Annotated in this window: 18 protein-coding genes; 8 read left to right on the top strand and 10 right to left on the bottom strand. The window is 59.4% G+C overall.

Annotated elements, in window-relative coordinates; genetic code table 11:
* Positions 1-38: 38 nt before the first annotated feature.
* The 5 genes from rng to mreB all read right to left on the bottom strand — a co-directional run bounded on the left by rng (position 39) and on the right by mreB (position 5,023).
* Positions 39-1,496, bottom strand: coding sequence for a ribonuclease G (rng, locus tag ACMXYH_RS05290; RefSeq protein WP_033058026.1), 1,458 nt, complete (start codon positions 1,494-1,496; stop codon positions 39-41).
* 57 nt (positions 1,497-1,553) lie between these two features.
* The gene (locus ACMXYH_RS05285) at positions 1,554-2,150 is read right to left on the bottom strand and encodes a Maf family protein (RefSeq protein WP_415766516.1); all 597 of its coding nucleotides are present in this window, start codon (positions 2,148-2,150) and stop codon (positions 1,554-1,556) included.
* 44 nt (positions 2,151-2,194) lie between these two features.
* Positions 2,195-2,686 carry a rod shape-determining protein MreD gene (gene mreD, locus ACMXYH_RS05280; protein WP_129438504.1) on the bottom strand — a complete coding sequence of 164 codons (492 nt, stop codon included), beginning with the start codon at positions 2,684-2,686 and terminating at the stop codon, positions 2,195-2,197.
* Positions 2,686-3,843 (bottom strand): rod shape-determining protein MreC, encoded by a 1,158-nt coding sequence (mreC, locus tag ACMXYH_RS05275; RefSeq protein ID WP_129438506.1) that lies wholly within the window; start codon positions 3,841-3,843, stop codon positions 2,686-2,688. Before mreC ends, mreD begins: the two co-directional genes overlap by 1 nt.
* 142 nt (positions 3,844-3,985) lie before the next feature.
* Positions 3,986-5,023 carry a rod shape-determining protein MreB gene (gene mreB / locus ACMXYH_RS05270; RefSeq protein WP_002555108.1) on the bottom strand — a complete coding sequence of 346 codons (1,038 nt, stop codon included), beginning with the start codon at positions 5,021-5,023 and terminating at the stop codon, positions 3,986-3,988.
* Positions 5,024-5,237: 214 nt separating this feature from the next.
* Between mreB and gatC the strand changes: the two genes are divergently transcribed.
* The 6 genes from gatC (at position 5,238) to ACMXYH_RS05240 (ending at position 10,601) form a co-directional block, all read left to right on the top strand.
* Positions 5,238-5,525: an Asp-tRNA(Asn)/Glu-tRNA(Gln) amidotransferase subunit GatC gene (gene gatC / locus ACMXYH_RS05265; protein ID WP_008026876.1), complete on the top strand. Its 288-nt coding sequence runs from the start codon at positions 5,238-5,240 to the stop codon at positions 5,523-5,525.
* Between the two features lie 16 nt (positions 5,526-5,541).
* Positions 5,542-6,993, top strand: coding sequence for an Asp-tRNA(Asn)/Glu-tRNA(Gln) amidotransferase subunit GatA (gene gatA / locus ACMXYH_RS05260; RefSeq protein ID WP_415766515.1), 1,452 nt, complete (start codon positions 5,542-5,544; stop codon positions 6,991-6,993).
* A 71-nt stretch (positions 6,994-7,064) separates the two neighbouring features.
* Positions 7,065-8,588, top strand: a complete 1,524-nt coding sequence (gene gatB / locus ACMXYH_RS05255; protein WP_432760529.1) for an Asp-tRNA(Asn)/Glu-tRNA(Gln) amidotransferase subunit GatB — start codon at positions 7,065-7,067, stop codon at positions 8,586-8,588.
* A 149-nt stretch (positions 8,589-8,737) separates the two neighbouring features.
* The gene (locus tag ACMXYH_RS05250) at positions 8,738-9,112 is read left to right on the top strand and encodes a septal ring lytic transglycosylase RlpA family protein (protein WP_134422013.1); all 375 of its coding nucleotides are present in this window, start codon (positions 8,738-8,740) and stop codon (positions 9,110-9,112) included.
* Positions 9,113-9,162: 50 nt separating this feature from the next.
* Positions 9,163-10,224, top strand: coding sequence for a calcium/sodium antiporter (locus ACMXYH_RS05245; protein WP_415766514.1), 1,062 nt, complete (start codon positions 9,163-9,165; stop codon positions 10,222-10,224).
* A complete protein-coding gene (locus ACMXYH_RS05240) occupies positions 10,221-10,601 on the top strand; it encodes a carboxymuconolactone decarboxylase family protein (protein WP_123365263.1) in 381 nt (126 codons plus the stop codon). The genes ACMXYH_RS05245 and ACMXYH_RS05240 overlap by 4 nt, the downstream gene beginning before the upstream one ends.
* 95 nt (positions 10,602-10,696) lie before the next feature.
* Here the strand turns inward: ACMXYH_RS05240 and ACMXYH_RS05235 are convergent, their stop codons facing one another.
* From ACMXYH_RS05235 to kdgD, 5 genes are all read right to left on the bottom strand, one after another.
* Positions 10,697-11,638, bottom strand: coding sequence for an AEC family transporter (locus ACMXYH_RS05235; RefSeq protein WP_415766513.1), 942 nt, complete (start codon positions 11,636-11,638; stop codon positions 10,697-10,699).
* 159 nt (positions 11,639-11,797) lie between these two features.
* Entirely contained in the window at positions 11,798-13,351 is a 1,554-nt protein-coding gene (gene garD, locus ACMXYH_RS05230; protein ID WP_415766512.1) for a galactarate dehydratase, read from the bottom strand.
* Positions 13,352-13,362: 11 nt separating this feature from the next.
* Complete coding sequence (locus tag ACMXYH_RS05225) at positions 13,363-14,730, bottom strand: MFS transporter (RefSeq protein WP_219095709.1); 1,368 nt, start codon at positions 14,728-14,730, stop codon at positions 13,363-13,365.
* Between the two features lie 151 nt (positions 14,731-14,881).
* Positions 14,882-16,327, bottom strand: coding sequence for an aldehyde dehydrogenase family protein (locus ACMXYH_RS05220; RefSeq protein WP_415766511.1), 1,446 nt, complete (start codon positions 16,325-16,327; stop codon positions 14,882-14,884).
* Between the two features lie 61 nt (positions 16,328-16,388).
* Positions 16,389-17,300, bottom strand: a complete 912-nt coding sequence (gene kdgD / locus ACMXYH_RS05215; RefSeq protein WP_415766510.1) for a 5-dehydro-4-deoxyglucarate dehydratase — start codon at positions 17,298-17,300, stop codon at positions 16,389-16,391.
* Between the two features lie 238 nt (positions 17,301-17,538).
* On the opposite strand from kdgD, the gene ACMXYH_RS05210 reads away from it, so the two are divergent.
* The gene (locus ACMXYH_RS05210; RefSeq protein WP_415766508.1) at positions 17,539-18,855 is read left to right on the top strand and encodes a phospholipase; all 1,317 of its coding nucleotides are present in this window, start codon (positions 17,539-17,541) and stop codon (positions 18,853-18,855) included.
* Between the two features lie 14 nt (positions 18,856-18,869).
* The gene (locus ACMXYH_RS05205) at positions 18,870-19,061 is read left to right on the top strand and encodes a hypothetical protein (RefSeq protein ID WP_415766507.1); all 192 of its coding nucleotides are present in this window, start codon (positions 18,870-18,872) and stop codon (positions 19,059-19,061) included.
* Positions 19,062-19,161 lie beyond the last annotated feature (100 nt).

Below are 19,161 nucleotides of genomic sequence, written 5' to 3'. Positions count from 1 at the left end.
TGAGGCCAGCCGTTCTAACAGGGTTGAATTACAGCGATTCAGAGCAGCACCACGTCGTATTGTTCCTGGGAATACATGGTTTCCACCTGGAACCTGATGGTGCGCCCGATAAAACCTTCGAGCTCGGCGACATTGCCCGATTCTTCATCGAGCAAACGGTCGACCACTTTCTGGTTTGCCAATACACGATAGCCTTCCGCCTGATAGGCGCGAGCCTCTCGGAGGATTTCGCGGAAAATCTCGTAGCAAACGGTTTCCGGCGTCTTGAGCTTGCCGCGACCCTGACAGCTGCTGCACGGCTCGCACAGCACTTGTTCAAGACTTTCACGGGTACGCTTGCGGGTCATCTGCACCAGGCCCAACTCGGTGATGCCGATGATGTTGGTCTTGGCGTGATCGCGCTCCAGTTGCTTCTCGAGGGTGCGCAGCACCTGACGCTGGTGCTCTTCATCTTCCATGTCGATGAAGTCGATGATGATGATCCCGCCCAGGTTGCGCAGGCGCAGCTGGCGAGCAATGGCGGTCGCGGCTTCGAGGTTGGTCTTGAAAATGGTTTCTTCGAGGTTGCGATGACCGACGAACGCCCCGGTGTTGACGTCGATGGTGCTCATGGCTTCCGCCGGATCGACCACCAGGTAACCGCCGGACTTCAGCGGGACTTTGCGCTCCAGGGCCTTCTGGATTTCGTCTTCGACGCCGTACAGGTCGAAGATCGGCCGCTCACCCGGGTAATGTTCAAGACGATCGGCGATTTCCGGCATCAGCTCGGCGACGAACTGTGTGGTTTTCTGGAAGGTTTCCCGGGAGTCGATCCGGATCTTCTCGATCTTCGGGCTCACCAGATCACGCAAGGTGCGCAGCGCCAGGCCGAGGTCTTCGTAGATCACACTCGGTGCGCTGATGGTTTTGATCTGCTCGTTGATCTGATCCCAGAGCCGACGCAGGTAGCGGATGTCCATGAGGATTTCATCGGCACCGGCACCTTCGGCAGCGGTACGCAGGATGAAGCCACCGGCCTCTTGGATGCCTTCTTTGGCCACGCAATCAGTGACCACTTGTTTGAGACGTTCACGCTCGGCTTCGTCTTCAATCTTCAACGAAATGCCAACGTGTGCAGTGCGCGGCATGTACACCAGATAACGCGATGGAATCGACAACTGAGTCGTCAGGCGTGCGCCTTTGGAGCCGATCGGGTCCTTGGTCACTTGCACCACCAGGCTCTGACCCTCATGAACCAGAGCGCTGATGCTCTCGACCGCAGGGCCTTCGCGCAGGGAGATTTCCGAGGCGTGAATGAACGCGGCGCGGTCCAGTCCGATGTCGACGAAAGCCGCCTGCATGCCGGGTAATACCCGCACGACCTTGCCTTTATAGATGTTGCCGACGATCCCGCGCTTTTGCGTGCGCTCGACGTGGACCTCTTGCAGAACACCGTTTTCAACCACCGCCACGCGCGATTCCATCGGCGTGATGTTGATCAGGATCTCTTCACTCATGGCAGGGTCTCGTTCAGGCATGTTCACGATAATGGCCGCATCTTGTCAGTACGACGCTCAACGCGCGTTAAGGGTTTGCCAACAGGGTATGCCGAAATGGCCAAGCAGCTCAGCGGTTTCGCACAGAGGTAGTCCGACCACCGCCGAGTAACTGCCATTGAGCCCGGCGACAAACACCGCGCCGAGCCCTTGAATGCCGTAGCCGCCGGCCTTGTCCTGCGGCTCGCCGCTGGCCCAGTAGGTCACCGCTTCATCACGACTGATGTTGCGAAAACGCACCAGACTGCTCACCACCCGAGACTCGCAACGCTCACCATCGAGCACCGCAATCGCCGTCAGGACTTCATGCTCACACCCGGACAACATCATAAGCATGGCGCACGCCTCGGCTTCATCAACCGGCTTGCCGAGAATTTTTCCGTCCAGCACCACGGCGGTGTCGGCGCCCAGCACGCAAAAATCTGCGGCGGACACGACAGTCCCGCGCCCGGCCTCGGCTTTGCCGCACGCCAGGCGCTCGACATAGGCCGAAGGGGATTCATTTTCTAAAGGGGTTTCATCGATGTCCGCGCTGATGGCGGAGAACGGCACGCCGATCTGCGTGAGCAGTTCACGCCGACGCGGCGAGCCTGAGGCGAGGTACAACAACTTCATCAAGACATCTCCCTTGTCGAGGTGCGGGCAAATGCCTGACCGAATTAATTGATTTTGTAGCGTCGACGCAAACCGCGCAAACCGTAGCTGATCCACGGCCAGAGCAATGCGCTGACCAGTGCCGGCAAGACCAGCGCCAGCGTCGGCTGACGATTGCCGGTCAGGGCGCTGAGCCATAGTTGAACAAGCTGCGCGAGGCCGAAGATCACCAGGATCACCAGGCTCTGTTGCCACATCGGGAACATGCGCAGACGCTGTTGCAGCGCCAGCACCAGGTACGTGATCAGCGTCAGGATCAATGCGTTCTGGCCCAGCAGCGTGCCATAAAGCACGTCTTCGGCCAGGCCCAGGCACCACGCGGTGACCATCCCGACTTTCTGCGGCATGGCTAACGCCCAGAATGCCAGCAGCAAGGCCAGCCACAGTGGACGGAGGATTTCCATGAATTGTGGCAGCGGCGAAACGCTGAGCAGCATACCTATGGCGAATGTCAGCCAGACCATCCAGTCGTTTCGGGAGGCAGTAGCACCAACCATTATTCTCGTCCCCCAGTGGTAGCCGGCGCAGAGACAGGCGGTTTGGCTGCAGGCTTCACGGCAGCGGGTGGCGTGGCCGGCGGTTTAGCAGCCGCAGGCTGCGTCGCGGGAGGCTTGCTGGCGGCAGGTTTCGCAGGAGCAGGATGAGTTGCCGCAGGTTTGGGCAGGGTTGTAGCCGCTGGGGTAGCCGTCGGCGCAACCGGAGTCACGGGTGCAGCGACAGCAGCCGGGACGATGGCAGGTTTCGGCACTGTCGCTGGAATGATTGGTCCACCACCGTGCTGGTCCAAGGCTTCTTGAGCCTGGGCAGCTTCGTTGGCGCGCTCTTCGGCCGTGCGGCCGTCGGTGAACACCAGCAACAGGTAACGGCTGCGGTTCAAGGCGGCGGTCGGCACGGCACGCACAATAGCGAACGGCTGACCGGAATCGTGAATCACTTCCTTGACCGTCGCTACCGGATAACCCGCCGGGAACCGCTGACCCAGACCAGAGCTGACCAGCAGATCGCCTTCTTTAATGTCGGCGGTATCGGCCACGTGACGCAGCTCCAGGCGTTCCGGGTTACCGGTGCCGCTGGCAATCGCCCGCAGACCGTTGCGGTTCACCTGCACCGGAATGCTGTGAGTGGTGTCGGTCAGCAACAGCACACGAGAGGTGTATGGCATCAACTCGACCACCTGGCCCATCAAGCCACGGGCATCGAGCACCGGCTGACCGAGGACCACACCGTCACGCTCACCTTTATTGATGATGATGCGATGGGTGAAGGGATTGGGGTCCATGCCGATCAGCTCGGCCACTTCGACCTTCTCGTTGACCAGCGCGGAGGAGTTGAGCAACTCGCGCAGCCGAACGTTCTGCTCGGTGAGGGCGGCAAGCTTTTGCATGCGGCCTTGCAACAGCAGGTTTTCGGTTTTGAGTTTTTCGTTTTCGGCGACGAGTTCGGTACGGCTGCCAAACTGGCTGGCCACACCCTGCCATAACCGCTGTGGCAGGTCGGTGATCCAGTAAGACTGCATCAGCACCAGCGACATTTGGCTACGCACTGGCTTGAGCAGTGTGAAGCGGGCATCGACCACCATCAGCGCGACCGATAGCACGACCAGCACCAACAAGCGCACGCCCAGTGAAGGCCCTTTGGTGAAAAGCGGTTTAATAAGCCGCTCCTCCCAGGCAAATGTTCTCTTTATTCATACGGCATCAAACCGGCCTGGATGCAGACTGACAGAAGATAAACGCCAACAGGCAGCACTGCAAAGTGCTGCCTGCGCGCCAACAGCATAGATGCGTCGGGCGAGATCACTCGCTCGACAGCAGGTCCATGGTGTGTTTATCCATCATTTCCAATGCACGGCCACCGCCGCGAGCAACGCAGGTCAGCGGATCTTCCGCGACGATTACCGGCAGACCGGTTTCCTGGGCCAGCAACTTGTCGAGGTCACGCAGCAAGGCGCCACCACCGGTCAGTACCAGACCACGCTCGGCGATATCGGAAGCCAGTTCCGGAGGCGATTGCTCCAGTGCACTTTTCACAGCCTGAACGATGGTGGCCAGGGACTCTTGCAGAGCTTCCAGCACTTCATTGGAGTTCAGGGTGAATGCGCGTGGAACGCCTTCGGCCAGGTTACGGCCACGAACGTCGACTTCGCGAACTTCGCCGCCCGGGTAGGCAGTACCGATTTCCTGCTTGATGCGCTCGGCAGTGGATTCGCCGATCAGGCTACCGTAGTTGCGACGCACGTAAGTGATGATCGCTTCGTCGAAGCGGTCGCCGCCAACCCGTACGGACTCGGCGTAAACCACACCGTTCAGGGAGATCAGCGCGATTTCAGTGGTACCGCCACCGATATCGACAACCATCGAGCCGCGAGCTTCTTCAACCGGCAGGCCGGCACCGATCGCAGCAGCCATTGGCTCTTCGATCAGGAACACTTCACGGGCACCGGCACCGAGGGCCGATTCACGGATGGCACGACGCTCAACCTGGGTGGATTTGCACGGAACGCAGATCAACACACGAGGGCTAGGCTGCAGGAAGCTGTTTTCGTGAACCTTGTTGATAAAGTATTGCAGCATCTTTTCGCAGACGCTGAAGTCGGCAATCACGCCGTCCTTCATCGGACGAATGGCAGCAATGTTGCCCGGCGTACGGCCGAGCATGCGCTTGGCCTCGGTGCCGACAGCAACGACACTTTTCTGGTTACCGTGTGTCCGAATAGCCACAACCGAGGGCTCATTCAGGACGATACCGCGCTCGCGCACGTAAATAAGGGTGTTGGCAGTGCCCAGGTCAATGGAAAGATCGCTGGAAAACATGCCACGCAGTTTCTTGAACATGGGAAAGGGACCCTAGGCAACGCGTGGGTAAAAAAGTGCGGCAAACTCTAACAACGACAGGGATTTTGGGCAAGGCGCCAATATGTTAAATTGGCCGCTTTTCTGTGCACCAACCCCCACAATCGCGGCCTTATGACCGTAGAAATGCGGTAGTGTTCCGACAATCTAACACACGGATAGCATCCGTTCTGTTTTCCTTCCACTGGAGAATCCCATGACGCTTGAACGCTCCGACGTGGAAAAAATCGCTCATCTGGCCTGTCTTGGCCTTAATGATGCCGATCTTCCACACATCACTTCGGCCCTGAACAGCATTCTGGGACTGGTCGACGAAATGCAGGCGGTCAATACCGACGGTATCGAGCCGCTCGCCCACCCACTGGAAGCCAGCCAGCGCCTGCGTGCAGACGTCGTGACCGAGACCAATCATCGCGAGGCCTATCAGTCCATCGCACCAGCGGTCGAAAACGGCCTGTACCTGGTTCCGAAAGTCATCGACTAAAGGGAAAGAGCCTGCAATGCATCAATTGACTCTGGCCGAGATCGCCCGCGGACTCGCCGATAAAAAGTTTTCTTCCGAAGAGCTGACCAAAACCCTGCTGGCGCGTATCGCCCAGCTCGACCCTCAGCTCAACAGTTTCATCAGCCTCACCGAAGACCTGGCGCTCCAGCAGGCGAAAGCCGCTGACGCACGCCGGGCCAATGGTGAGAGCGGCGCCCTGCTCGGTGCGCCGATCGCCCATAAAGACCTGTTCTGCACCCAGGGCATCCGCACCAGCTGCGGATCGAAGATGCTCGACAACTTTAAAGCCCCATACGACGCCACCGTGGTCGCCAAGCTGGCCGCCGCGGGTGCCGTGACCCTGGGCAAGACCAACATGGACGAATTCGCCATGGGTTCGGCCAACGAGTCGAGCTACTACGGCGCAGTGAAAAACCCGTGGAACCTGGAACACGTGCCCGGCGGTTCGTCCGGTGGCTCGGCCGCAGCCGTTGCCGCTCGTCTGTTACCGGCCGCCACTGCCACCGACACCGGCGGTTCGATCCGCCAGCCGGCCGCGTTTACCAACCTGACCGGCCTGAAACCGACGTACGGTCGCGTTTCGCGCTGGGGCATGATCGCTTACGCCTCCAGTCTCGATCAGGGCGGCCCATTGGCGCGCACTGCCGAAGACTGCGCAATCCTGCTGCAAGGCATGGCCGGTTTCGACCCGCAAGACTCCACCAGCATCGACGAGCCCGTGCCGGATTACAGCGCCGGCCTCAACGGTTCGCTGCAAGGCCTGCGCATCGGCGTTCCTAAAGAGTATTTCAGCGCCGGTCTCGACCCGCGCATTGCCGAGCTGATCCACAACAGCGTCAAGGAGCTGGAAAAGCTCGGTGCCGTGGTCAAGGAAATCAGCCTACCGAACATGCAACACGCGATCCCTGCGTATTACGTGATCGCCCCGGCAGAAGCCTCTTCCAACCTGTCGCGTTTCGACGGCGTACGTTTCGGCTATCGCTGCGAAGACCCGAAAAACCTGGAAGACCTGTACAAGCGTTCCCGTGGCGAAGGTTTCGGCGCGGAAGTGCAGCGCCGGATCATGGTCGGTGCCTACGCGCTGTCGGCGGGTTACTACGACGCCTACTACCTGAAGGCGCAGAAGATTCGCCGCCTGGTGAAGAACGACTTCATGGCTGCCTTCAATGAGGTCGACATCATCCTCGGCCCAACCACGCCAAACCCGGCCTGGAAGCTTGGCGCCAAGAGCAGCGACCCGGTTGCTGCGTACCTGGAAGACGTCTACACCATCACCGCCAACCTCGCCGGTCTGCCGGGCTTGTCCATGCCAGCCGGTTTTGTCGACGGCCTGCCGGTCGGCGTGCAATTGCTCGCCCCGTATTTCCAGGAAGGTCGCCTGTTGAACGTTGCCCACCAGTATCAGCTCAACACTGACTGGCACACCCGCACCCCACAGGGGTTTTGAAACTGCTGCGCTCGGTAATGCTGCGTTGAAAACTGGCTCATAATGCTCATTGACTAAAGTCAACTCCGCTTATTCTCCAGTTTTCGCCTTGCCTTACCCTCGCTCGCGACGTTTCAAAATCCCCTGTAAAGGCTTCTGAGGAGAAACACATGCAATGGGAAGTCGTGATCGGGCTGGAGATTCATACCCAGCTCACCACCCGGTCGAAAATCTTTTCCGGTAGCTCCACCACTTTCGGTTCCGAGCCGAACACCCAGGCCAGCCTGGTTGACCTCGGCATGCCTGGCGTATTGCCGGTGCTGAACCAGGAAGCAGTGCGCATGGCGGTGATGTTCGGTCTGGCCATCGATGCCGAGATCGGCCAGCACAACGTGTTCGCCCGTAAAAACTATTTCTACCCGGACCTGCCCAAGGGCTACCAGATCAGCCAGATGGAATTGCCGATCGTTGGCAAAGGCCACCTGGACATCGCGCTGGAAGACGGCACGGTCAAGCGCGTCGGCATCACCCGCGCGCACCTGGAAGAAGACGCCGGTAAAAGCCTGCACGAAGAATTCAGCGGTGCCACCGGTATCGACCTGAACCGTGCCGGCACGCCGCTGCTGGAAATCGTTTCCGAGCCGGACATGCGCAGCGCCAAGGAAGCCGTGGCTTACGTCAAGGCTGTCCACGCGATGGTCCGTTACCTGGGCATTTGCGACGGCAACATGGCCGAAGGCTCGCTGCGTTGCGACTGCAACGTGTCGATCCGTCCAAAAGGCCAGGTTGAATTCGGCACTCGCTGCGAGATCAAGAACGTCAACTCGTTCCGTTTCATCGAGAAGGCGATCAACACCGAAGTGCAGCGTCAGATCGAACTGATCGAAGACGGCGGCAGGGTGATCCAGCAGACCCGCCTGTACGATCCGAACAAGGACGAAACCCGTCCGATGCGCAGCAAAGAGGAAGCCAACGACTACCGTTACTTCCCCGATCCGGACCTGCTGCCGGTGGTCATCGAAGACTCGTTCCTCGACGACGTGCGCGCCACCCTGCCAGAATTGCCACCGCAGAAACGCGAGCGCTTCCAGGCGCAGTTCGGTCTGTCGGTCTACGACGCCAGCGTCCTGGCCACCAGCCGCGAGCAAGCCGATTACTTCGAGAAAGTCGTGAGCATCGGCGGCGACGCCAAGCTGGCGGCCAACTGGGTGATGGTTGAACTGGGTAGCCTGTTGAACAAACAGGGCCTGGACATCGACCAGTCACCGGTCTCGGCCGAGCAACTGGGCGGCATGCTCCTGCGCATCACCGACAACACCATCTCCGGCAAGATCGCCAAAGTGGTGTTTGAAGCCATGGCCAACGGCGAAGGCAGCGCGGACGAGATCATCGACAAGCGCGGCCTGAAGCAAGTGACCGACACGGGCGCGATCTCGGCAGTGTTGGACGAAATGCTCGCGGCCAATGCCGAACAAGTTGAACAGTATCGCGCGGCAGACGAAGCCAAACGCGGCAAGATGTTCGGCTTCTTCGTCGGCCAGGCCATGAAAGCCTCCAAAGGCAAGGCCAACCCGCAACAGGTTAACGAACTGCTGAAAAGCAAGCTCGAAGGCTGATGAGAATGGAGCCAGATTTAACGCCTGGCTCAAATCCCTGTGGGAGCGGGCTTGCTCGCGAAAGCGGTGTATCAGTCAACATTGATGTTGGATGTGATGCCCCCTTCGCGAGCAAGCCCGCTCCCACATTTGTATGTGGAAACCTTCGAATGAAACGCTTCCTCAGTACCTGTGCCCTGCTCTCTCTGCTGGCCGGTTGCGCCAGCACCGACACCATCGATCCACACGGCTATGACAAGACCGGTGTTGCCTCGTATTACGGCGCCAAACACCAAGGTAAACGCACCGCCAGTGGCGAGCGTTTCAACAAGAATTCCCTGACCGCCGCCCATCGCCAGTTGCCCTTTGGCACGCGAGTGAAGGTCACCAATCTGAACAACGACAAGTCCTGCGTGGTTCGCATCAACGATCGCGGGCCGCACACCCGTGGGCGTCTGATCGATGTTTCACATGAAGCGGCCGAACAACTGGGTATGCTCAGTAGCGGCACCGCGAAGGTTCGCGTGCAAGCCCTCGACGACTGATAGACGGAGCGCTGACCATTTTCGGACTTGCCGATTTACCCCTGATCAGCGTGATTGAATTGCTCAGCGGCTTGCTGTTGCTGATCGCCGGCGCCGAGCTGATGGTGCGCGCCGCCGTGCGCCTCGCCGCGCGCCTGCATGTACGGCCGCTGATTATCGGCCTGACCATCGTCGCCCTCGGCAGCAGCGCACCGCAGATGGCAGTCAGCCTGCAAGCCACCCTGGCGCAGAACGCCGATATCGCCGTCGGCAGCGTGATCGGCAGTAGCATCTTTAACATTCTCGTCACCCTCGGACTCTCGGCGCTGATCATCCCGCTGCGGGTTTCACGGCAACTGGTGCGCCTGGATATTCCGCTGATGATCGGCGCCAGCCTGCTGGTGTTCGTATTGGCGTGGAACGAAGAACTGACCCGCGTCGATGGCGTGATGCTGCTCTCGGCACTGGTGCTGTATCTGGGCCTGCTGCTGCGCCAGTCGCGACACTCGACCCGTCCGCAATCGACGACCCACGAAGTCCCGCAAGCGCCATGGCTCAGCAGTCTGCTGATGATCGTCGTGGGTTTGGCGATGCTGGTCTACGCCGGGCACTTGCTGTTGGGCGCGGCGGTTTCGGTCGCGACCGATCTGGGATTGTCGGAGCGGATCATCGGCCTGACCATCGTCGCCGTCAGCACCTCCCTGCCGGAACTGGCCACCTCGTTGATCGCCGCGTTGCGCGGTCAGCGCGACATCGCCGTGGGCAACGTGATCGGCAGCAACCTGTTCAACCTCTTGGGCGTGCTGGGCTTCACCGCGTTGATCGCGCCATCGCCGCTGTCGGTGTCGCCCAACGCCCTGGATTTTGACTTGCCGGTGATGCTCGGCGTCGCGGTGGTGTGCCTGCCGGTGTTCTATTCCGGTTACCGGGTGACCCGCGCCGAAGGTCTGATGTTTTTGGGTTTGTATCTGGCTTACGGTCTGCACGTGGTGTCGTTCACCACCGGCATGCCGCTGGCCGGCAAGCTTGAACACCTGATGCTGTTTTTTGCACTGCCGGCGCTGGTGGCGTTCTTACTGTTCACGTCGCTGCGCGCCTGGCGTCGCCAACACCACAATAAGGAATTGCCATGACCGATGATAAAAAGCCTGGGGTTGAAGTCCGCCGCCAAGTGATGGGCGACGCCTTCGTCGACCGCGCGCTGGGCAATGCCACCGAGTTTACTCAACCGCTGCAGGATTTCGTCAACGAGCACGCCTGGGGCAGCGTCTGGAACCGCGAAGGTTTGCCATTGAAAACCCGCAGCCTGATCACCCTCGCCGCGCTAACCGCCTTGAAGTGCCCGCAGGAATTGAAAGGCCACGTGCGCGGCGCGCTGAACAATGGCTGCACCGTGGAAGAGATTCGTGAAGCACTGCTGCATTGCGCGGTGTATGCCGGTGTACCGGCGGCCATCGATGCGTTTCGGGCGGCGCAGGAAGTGATTGATACCTACCAAAAACCTGAATAATTTGTAGGAGCTGCCGAAGGCTGCGATCTTTTGATCTTCAACACTTTCGAACACCCCGAAAAATAAGATCAAAAGATCGCAGCCTTCGGCAGCTCCTACATCCATCCGCCCAATTGCAATACGAAGATCCCGAGGTTGGTGGTAACCGCCGCCATCAACGTGGTGATCACGATGATCGCTGCCGCCAGTTCATGATTGCCATTGGCCTGACGGGCCATGACAAAACTGGCCGCGGCGGTCGGGCTGCCGAAGTACAGAAACAGAATCCCCAACTCCGCACCACGAAAGCCCCAGAGCCACGCCCCCAGTGTCGCCAGAATCGGCAGGCCGATCATCTTCACCAGGCTTGAGCTGAGCGCCATGTTGCCGCTTTTGCGCAGGGCCGCCAGCGACAGCGTGCCGCCAATGCAGATCAGCGCCAATGGCAGGGTGGTTTGCGCCAGGTATTGACCGGACGTCTCCAGCCATCCCGGCAAGCTGATCTTGAAGTAGGCAAACGGCGCCGCCGCAAACACGCTGATGATCAGCGGATTGACCATCACACTTTTGCAGATACTCCAGGGGTCGGACTTGATCACCGGGCTGTACACCGCCAGCACAATGGTCGAGAGCGTGTTGTAAAACAGGATGACCAACGCCGCGAGAATCGCACCGAGGGAAATCCCGTAGTCGCCGTACATGCTCGCCGCCAGTGCCAGCCCGATGACCCCGTTATTGCCGCGAAAGGCGCCTTGGGTATAAATCCCCCGATCTTCCCGCGGGCACTTCCAGATCGCCCAGCCCCAGGCGATGGCAAAACACACCAGCGTCGCCAGCGAGAAATAGATCAGCAGCGCCGGTTGCAACGCGGCGTGCAGGTCGGCATGCAGGATGCCCAGAAACAGCAACGCCGGCATGGTGACGTTAAACACCAGGGCCGACGCGGTGTGGATGAAGTTGTCGTTGATCCAGTCGATGCGCTTGAGCAGCGCCCCCAGAAACAGCATGGCAAACACCGGCGCGGTGATGTTCAGGGTTTCGAGGAAGATAGCCAGCATGCCGGGGATAACCTTGGGTGAGCGTCGTTAGGAGGCTAATGATAAGCCACTAGGGACTCCGCCGTCTGATAGACCGCTTTCGCGAGCAAGCCCGCTCCCACAGGGGAATGCATTTCAAATGTGGGAGCGGGCTTGCTCGCGAAGAACGATAACGCGGTTTCAGGTGATTGGCGCCGGGTTAAACAGGGTGATGTCGTTATGCAGCTTGTGCTTCTCCGCCCAGGTTTGCTTCTTGCCGCTGGCCACATCCAGGTAGTAGTGGAACAACTCCCAGCCGAGGTCTTCGATCGACGCCCGCCCGGTCGCAATCCGCCCGGCATCGATGTCGATCAAGTCCGGCCAACGCTGAGCCAGCTCGGTCCGGGTCGACACCTTCACCACCGGCGCCATCGCCAACCCATACGGCGTGCCACGTCCGGTGGTGAACACGTGCAGGTTCATCCCCGCCGCCAGTTGCAACGTCCCGCAGACAAAATCACTGGCCGGGGTCGCACAGAAGATCAGCCCTTTGCGCTTGAACCGCTCACCAGGACCCAGCACCCCGTTGATCGCGCTGCTGCCGGATTTGACGATCGAGCCCAGGGACTTCTCGACAATGTTCGACAACCCGCCCTTCTTGTTGCCCGGTGTGGTGTTGGCACTGCGATCCGCCTCACCCTTGGCCAAATAGCGGTCGTACCAGTCCATTTCCCGCACCAGTTCCAGGGCAACCTCCTCGGTCTCCGCGCGAGAAGTCAGCAGGTAAATCGCATCGCGCACTTCGGTCACTTCGGAAAACATCACCGTTGCACCGGCCCGCAATAACAGGTCCGAGGCATAACCCAACGCCGGGTTGGCGGTAATGCCGGAAAACGCATCGCTGCCGCCGCACTGCATGCCGAGAATCAGCTCGGACGCCGGTACGGTTTCCCGGCGACGCTGATCGAGCCTCTTCAAACGTGTTTCGGCCAACGCCATGATCTGCTCGATCATCTCGGTGAAACCGTGACTGGAATCCTGCAAGCGATACAGCCACGGATCGCTCAAATCCACCGAGCTGTCGTTCTCGTGCATCACCTGCCCGGCCTGCAATTTCTCGCAGCCCAGGCTGATCACCAGCGCTTCGCCACCCAGGTTCGGGTTGCGCGCCAGGTTGCGCACGGTACGAATCGGGATGTACGCGTCAGTCGCGGTAATCGCCACGCCACAGCCGTAGCTGTGGGTCAGCGCGACCACGTCATCAACGTGCGGATACTTGGGCAGCAACTCGTCCTTGATGCGCTTGACCGCATGGTCCAGCACGCCGGTGACGCACTGAACAGTCGTGGTAATCCCGAGAATGTTGCGCGTGCCGACGGTGCCGTCGGCGTTGCGATAACCTTCGAACGTGAAGCCTTCCAGCGGTGCCTGCGCCGCCGGCACTTCGGTGGACAGCGGCAAGCTGTCCAGCGGTGGCGCGGTGGGCATGCGCAGTTGATCTTCCTTGACCCAGCTGCCGCGCGGAATCGGCTGCAACGCGTAGCCGATGGTCTGGCCGTAACGAATCACCTGGCCACCCTCGGGAATATCCTCAAGGGTGACCTTGTGGCTCTGTGGCACGAAATCCACGGTGACCAGGCCGTCCGGAAACTCGGTACCGGCCGGCACGCCTTGGTCATTGACCACGATCACGACGTTGTCCCGCTCGTGCAGGCGGATGTAGCGCGGCGAGTCGGAATGTTCAATCAACTGCATGACGCCGCTCCTCAGGAATGCGCTTGAGACAATTTGTTATTGGTTTCAGGACCGCTGACTGGCGGTTCCTTGAGTACCACACGTTTGATCGGACCGACGATCACCAGGTAACTGAACACTGCGACCAGTGCGTTGCAACCAACAAACACCAGTGCCCATTTGAACGAACCGGTGGAGCTGATGATGTAGCCGATGACAATCGGGGTGGTGATCGAAGCGATGTTGCCGAAGGTGTTGAACAAGCCACCGCTGAGACCGGCGATCTGTTTTGGCGAGGTGTCAGACACCACGGCCCAACCCAGCGCACCCACGCCTTTGCCAAAGAATGCCAGGGCCATGAAGCCGACAACCATCCATTCAACGTCCACGTAGTTGCAGGCCACGATGCTGCTGGACACCAGCAAGCCAGCAATTATCGGCGCCTTGCGGGCGAAGGTCAGGGAATGGCCCTTGCGCAGCAGGTAGTCGGAAATCACGCCGCCGAGCACGCCACCAATGAAGCCGCAGATCGCCGGCAACGAGGCAATGAAACCGGCCTTGAGGATGGTCATGCCGCGTTCTTGCACCAAGTACACCGGGAACCAGGTCAGGAAGAAGTAGGTGATGCCGTTGATGCAGTACTGCCCCAGATACACGCCGAGCATCATGCGGTTGGTCAGCAACTGGCGGATGTAGTCCCACTTCGGACCGTCGACCTTTTTGCCTTTGCCTTTGTCCTGGTCCATGTCGACCATGCCGCCGTTGTCGGCGATGTGTTTGAACTCGGCGTCATTGATCATCGGATGCTGACGCGGGCTGTGGATAACCTTCAGCCAGATCCCCGAGAAGATGATGCCGATCACGCCCATGACGATGAACACGTGCTGCCAGCCGAAGCTGTAAACGATCCAACCCATCAGCGGCGCAAACAGCACCGTGGCGAAGTATTGCGCCGAGTTGAAAATCGCAGACGCCGTACCGCGTTCGGCGGTCGGAAACCAGGCCGCAACGATGCGCGCGTTACCGGGGAAGGATGGCGCTTCGGCCAGGCCCACCAGGAAGCGCAGCATGAACAGCGCAACCACTGCCGTGGACATGCCGAACTCACCGACATAGCCCTGCAACACGGTGAACAGCGACCAGGTGAAGATGCTGAGCGCGTAGATTTTTTTCGAGCCGAAACGGTCCAGCAGCCAGCCACCGGGAATTTGCCCGGCCACGTAGGCCCAACCGAATGCGGAGAAGATATAACCGAGAGTGACCGCGTCGATGCCGAGGTCTTTTTGCAGGCTGGAGCCCGCGATGGCGATGGTAGCCCGGTCGGCATAGTTGATCGTGGTCACCAGAAAAAGCATGAGCAAAATCAAATAGCGGACGTGGGTCGGCTTGGTCGCTTGCATGTAGATGTACTCCCACTGATTATTTTTATGCGCGGGTGAATCTTTGGTTGTTCCCTGTAGGAGCTGCCGAGTGAAACGAGGCTGCGATCTTTTGATTTTTTAAAGCAAAGATCGCAGCCTGCGACAACTCCTACAGGGGTATTACGGTGTGTCAGGAACCGACGTAGGCAGTTTTTACGACCGTGTAGAACTCTTGCGCATAGCGACCTTGCTCGCGGGAGCCATAGGATGAACCTTTACGCCCACCGAATGGAACGTGGTAATCCACGCCCGCCGTCGGCAGGTTGACCATCACCATCCCGGCCTGGGAGTGGCGCTTGAAGTGGTTGGCGTACTTCAACGACGTGGTGGCAATGCCCGCCGACAGACCGAATTCGGTGTCGTTGGCCATGGCCAGCGCAGCCTCGTAATCCGCGACGCGAACCACGTTGGCCACCGGGCCGAAGATCTCTTCGCGGCTGATACGCATCGCGGCTTCGCTGTCGGCAAACAGGGTTGGCTCGAGGTAATAGCCTTCGGTATCGCAGGTCACCAGACCGCCGCCGCTGACCAGACGTGCACCTTCGGACTGACCGATGTCGATGTACTTCATGTCCTGTTCAAGCTGTGCTTGCGAGACGACCGGACCGATGTCGGTGCCAGCTTTCAGCGCGTGACCGACCTTGATCGACTTCATGCGCTCAGCCACGGCTTCGACGAACTTGTCGTGAATCCCGGCGGTGACGATGAAGCGGCTCGAGGCAGTGCAACGCTGGCCGGTGGAGTAGAACGCGCTCTGCACCGACAGCTCGACCGCTTGCTTGAGGTCGGCGTCGTCGAGAATGATCTGCGGGTTCTTGCCACCCATTTCCAACTGAACCTTGGCCTGGCGCGACACGCAGCTGACCGCGATCTGACGACCAACGCCCACGGAACCGGTGAAGCTGACGCCGTCGACTTTCGGGCTCTGAACCAGCGCATCGCCAACCACACGACCGCTGCCCATCACCAGGTTGAACACGCCGGCCGGGAAGCCTGCGCGGGAGATGATTTCGGACAGCGCCCAGGCGCAACCCGGCACCAGATCGGCCGGTTTCAGGACGACGCAGTTGCCGTAGGCCAGGGCCGGGGCGATTTTCCACGCTGGGATCGCGATCGGGAAGTTCCATGGCGTGATCAGACCGACCACGCCCAGCGCTTCGCGAGTCACTTCGACGTTCACACCCGGACGCACCGACGGCAGATAGTCGCCGGACAGACGCAGGCATTCACCGGCGAAGAACTTAAAGATGTTACCGGCGCGAGTCACTTCGCCGATGGCTTCGGGCAGGGTCTTGCCCTCTTCCCGAGCCAGCAAGGTGCCGAGCTCTTCGCGGCGAGCGAGGATTTCAGTGCCGACTTTATCCAGCGAATCGTGGCGAGCCTGAATGCCCGACGTGGACCAGGCTGGGAACGCGGCGCGAGCGGCGTCGATGGCGGCGTGGACCTGCGCCAGATCGGCTTTGGCGTATTCGCCAATGGTGTCGGTCAATTCGGACGGGTTGATATTGGTGGAGTAATCGCTACCCGCAACCCATTCACCGTTGATGTAGTTATCAAAACGCTTTGCATCTGCCACGGGATGTTCTCCTCACGCAAAAGGCCGCTGAATACTCAGCGGCCTTGTTTAATCGGATGTGTTACTGCGCACCTTGCTTGTCGATCAGCGCGGCCAGAGCTTCGTACTCTTCTGACAGCAGATCGGTCAGCGGCGCACGCACAGGACCTGCGTCATAGCCGACAATTTTTGCCCCGGCCTTGACGATGCTCACCGCGTAACCGGCTTTGCGGTTACGGATGTCCAGGTACGGCAGGAAGAAGTCGTCGATGATCTTGCCGACAGTGGCGTGATCTTCGCGGGCAATCGCGTGGTAGAAATCCATCGCGGTTTTCGGGATGAAGTTGAACACCGCCGAGGAGTAAACCGGTACGCCCAATGCCTTGTAGGCTGCGGCGTAGACTTCGGCGGTCGGCAAACCGCCCAGGTAGCTGAAGCGATCACCGAGGCGGCGACGGATCGACACCATCAACTCGATATCGCCCAGGCCATCCTTGTAGCCGATCAGGTTCGGGCAGCGCTCAGCCAGACGTTCCAGCAGCGGCGCGGTCAGGCGGCAGACGTTGCGGTTGTAAACCACCACACCGATTTTTACCGATTTGCACACAGCTTCAACGTGGGCGGCAACGCCGTCCTGGCTGGCTTCGGTCAGGTAGTGCGGCAGCAGCAACAGGCCTTTGGCGCCCAGACGCTCGGCTTCTTGTGCGTATTCGATGGCTTGACGAGTCGAACCGCCAACGCCGGCCAGAATCGGCACGCTGGTTTCGCAGGTGTCGACAGCAGTCTTGATGATTTCCGAATATTCGCTGGCCGCCAGAGAGAAGAACTCACCGGTGCCGCCCGCGGCGAACAATGCCGAGGCGCCGTATGGGGCCAGCCATTCGAGACGTTTGATGTAGCCCGCGCGATGGAAGTCGCCCTGAGCATTGAAATCGGTAACCGGGAAAGACAGCAGACCGGAAGAGAGGATGGACTTCAGTTCTTGTGGATTCATTATTCGAACACCCTGGATAGCGACGTATGTGTGTGAGAAAACCGCTCAGCCTTCGCCGAAGTTGTAGGTCATCGTACAACTTAAATAATAACCGTCAACTGCATTTCATCGCCAACCGCAGAATTTGAGTCGGAAAGGTATTTTCTTGACGTAGGAAATTTCTCATCTATGATCCAGATAACTGTATATGCATACAGTTATTTTTTGATCGTCCCGACGACATATCAAGGAGATAGAAATGTCAGGTCTACACGCACAATCGAAGGAAAAACCGAAACAGGTCATTTCCGAACTGGATGATCTTTTTACCGAGCATGGCATCCCTCTCATCGGGAATAACCCACATGTGATCTTGCAGATTGCTGATCATCACAGCTCTACGCCTACCCTTCCCGCGCCTCTGCCCACAGCCTCCGGCAATGCCCTGAAAGGCAAGCCACAGCTGAGGTTCGAGGGTGGCGAACACACCGCCATCGGCGACAGCACACTGCTGCGCTTCATCAAGGACGCACCGGCTATCCCCGCTTCGCAGGTGGAACTGCATCTACCCAATGGGCTGGCGCTAACCTATGGCCAGGTCATTGCGCTGGGGGGTGATTTCTATGGAATTCCCGATCAACCGATCAGCGAAGGCGCGACAGGCGCTGACCGAATCCAGCGTTTTACCAACGCCTTCAACTCGCTGGCCGTGCTGCCTGCTGCTAACGCTGAAGCCAAGCTGATCCTCGGCGTGATGCAAAAGGAAATCGCCGCGATCAAGCAGGCGATCAAGGACGGTAAACAACCTCACGAAGCCTATGACGCCCTCGGTGATACGTTGTCGGAAGAGTGGAACAAGATCACCGGCGGCGGCAGTGTCGTTTCGGCGCTGTTCCCATTTGGCCGCTACCTGAAACTGGCCGCCAACAATGCCGATCACTTCGCCAAATGGGCGCTGCTGGCCTATATCGCCGGGCACACCGCAGCGGTGCAACAAGCGGTGCTGGCCCACACCAGCGGCGATGAAAAGCAGCTGGAGCTGGCCTATGCGATGAACGCTTTTGCCGATCACTACCTGACCGACCTGTTTTCCACCGGCCACCTGCGAGTGCCGCGCAAACAATTGGCAGCGGTGGTCACGCCCAGTGATCTGGGTTCGTTAATCACGCGTTTCATGCACGACGAAGACAGCAAGTTCGGCCTCAATGTGCGCAATGGCAACGGCGATCAATGGCACGCGTATGGGGACAAGCGCTACTTCGACGACCTCTCCAGCGCCAATCGCATCCAGGTGAATCAGGCGGTTCAGGTGTCTGCGGATGAAGTGTTCGCGGCTTATCTCAGCGGAATCGCCCCATCGGCCGGCCAATTCGGCGCCTTGAAAAAGATGCCTGATCTGCAAGCCGTACTGAACCTGGCGACCAACTTCTCGCCGCTGTTCAGGGTCGAGGGCAACAAGGTGCTGCGACGCAAGGACGTCAACAACCTGAACGACACCGCCACCGTCGATGACTGGTGGGGCTGGAGCACTTATTTGCTGCTCAAGGATTACAAACCCACTGGCAACGTTGCCTGATAAGGAGATCGATGATGACTATCAAATTGAAACTGGAATTGGCTTCGGGGCAATCGCTGAAGGGTGCGCCGTTGGAGTTGTTGGCCAAGGGAGTGCCGATTGCTCGGGCGGTGCTGGGTGAACAAGGCGAGGTGATGTTCGATGCCAGGCCCGAAACCGCACAACTGGCGGTGCGGGTGGATCGGACGATACTGAAGACTCGCTGATGTTATAGCGAGAAGGCTGCCGGCCCCATCGTCGGAACGCCGCCCGGACCAAGCTCGCTCCCACAGGAATCTGTGTGCGACGCAAAACACTGTGGGAGCG

It is taken from the genome of Pseudomonas frigoris (genome assembly GCF_047758635.1).
Lineage (GTDB): Bacteria > Pseudomonadota > Gammaproteobacteria > Pseudomonadales > Pseudomonadaceae > Aquipseudomonas > Aquipseudomonas frigoris.
This window is presented reverse-complemented; position numbering and strand designations above follow the sequence as displayed.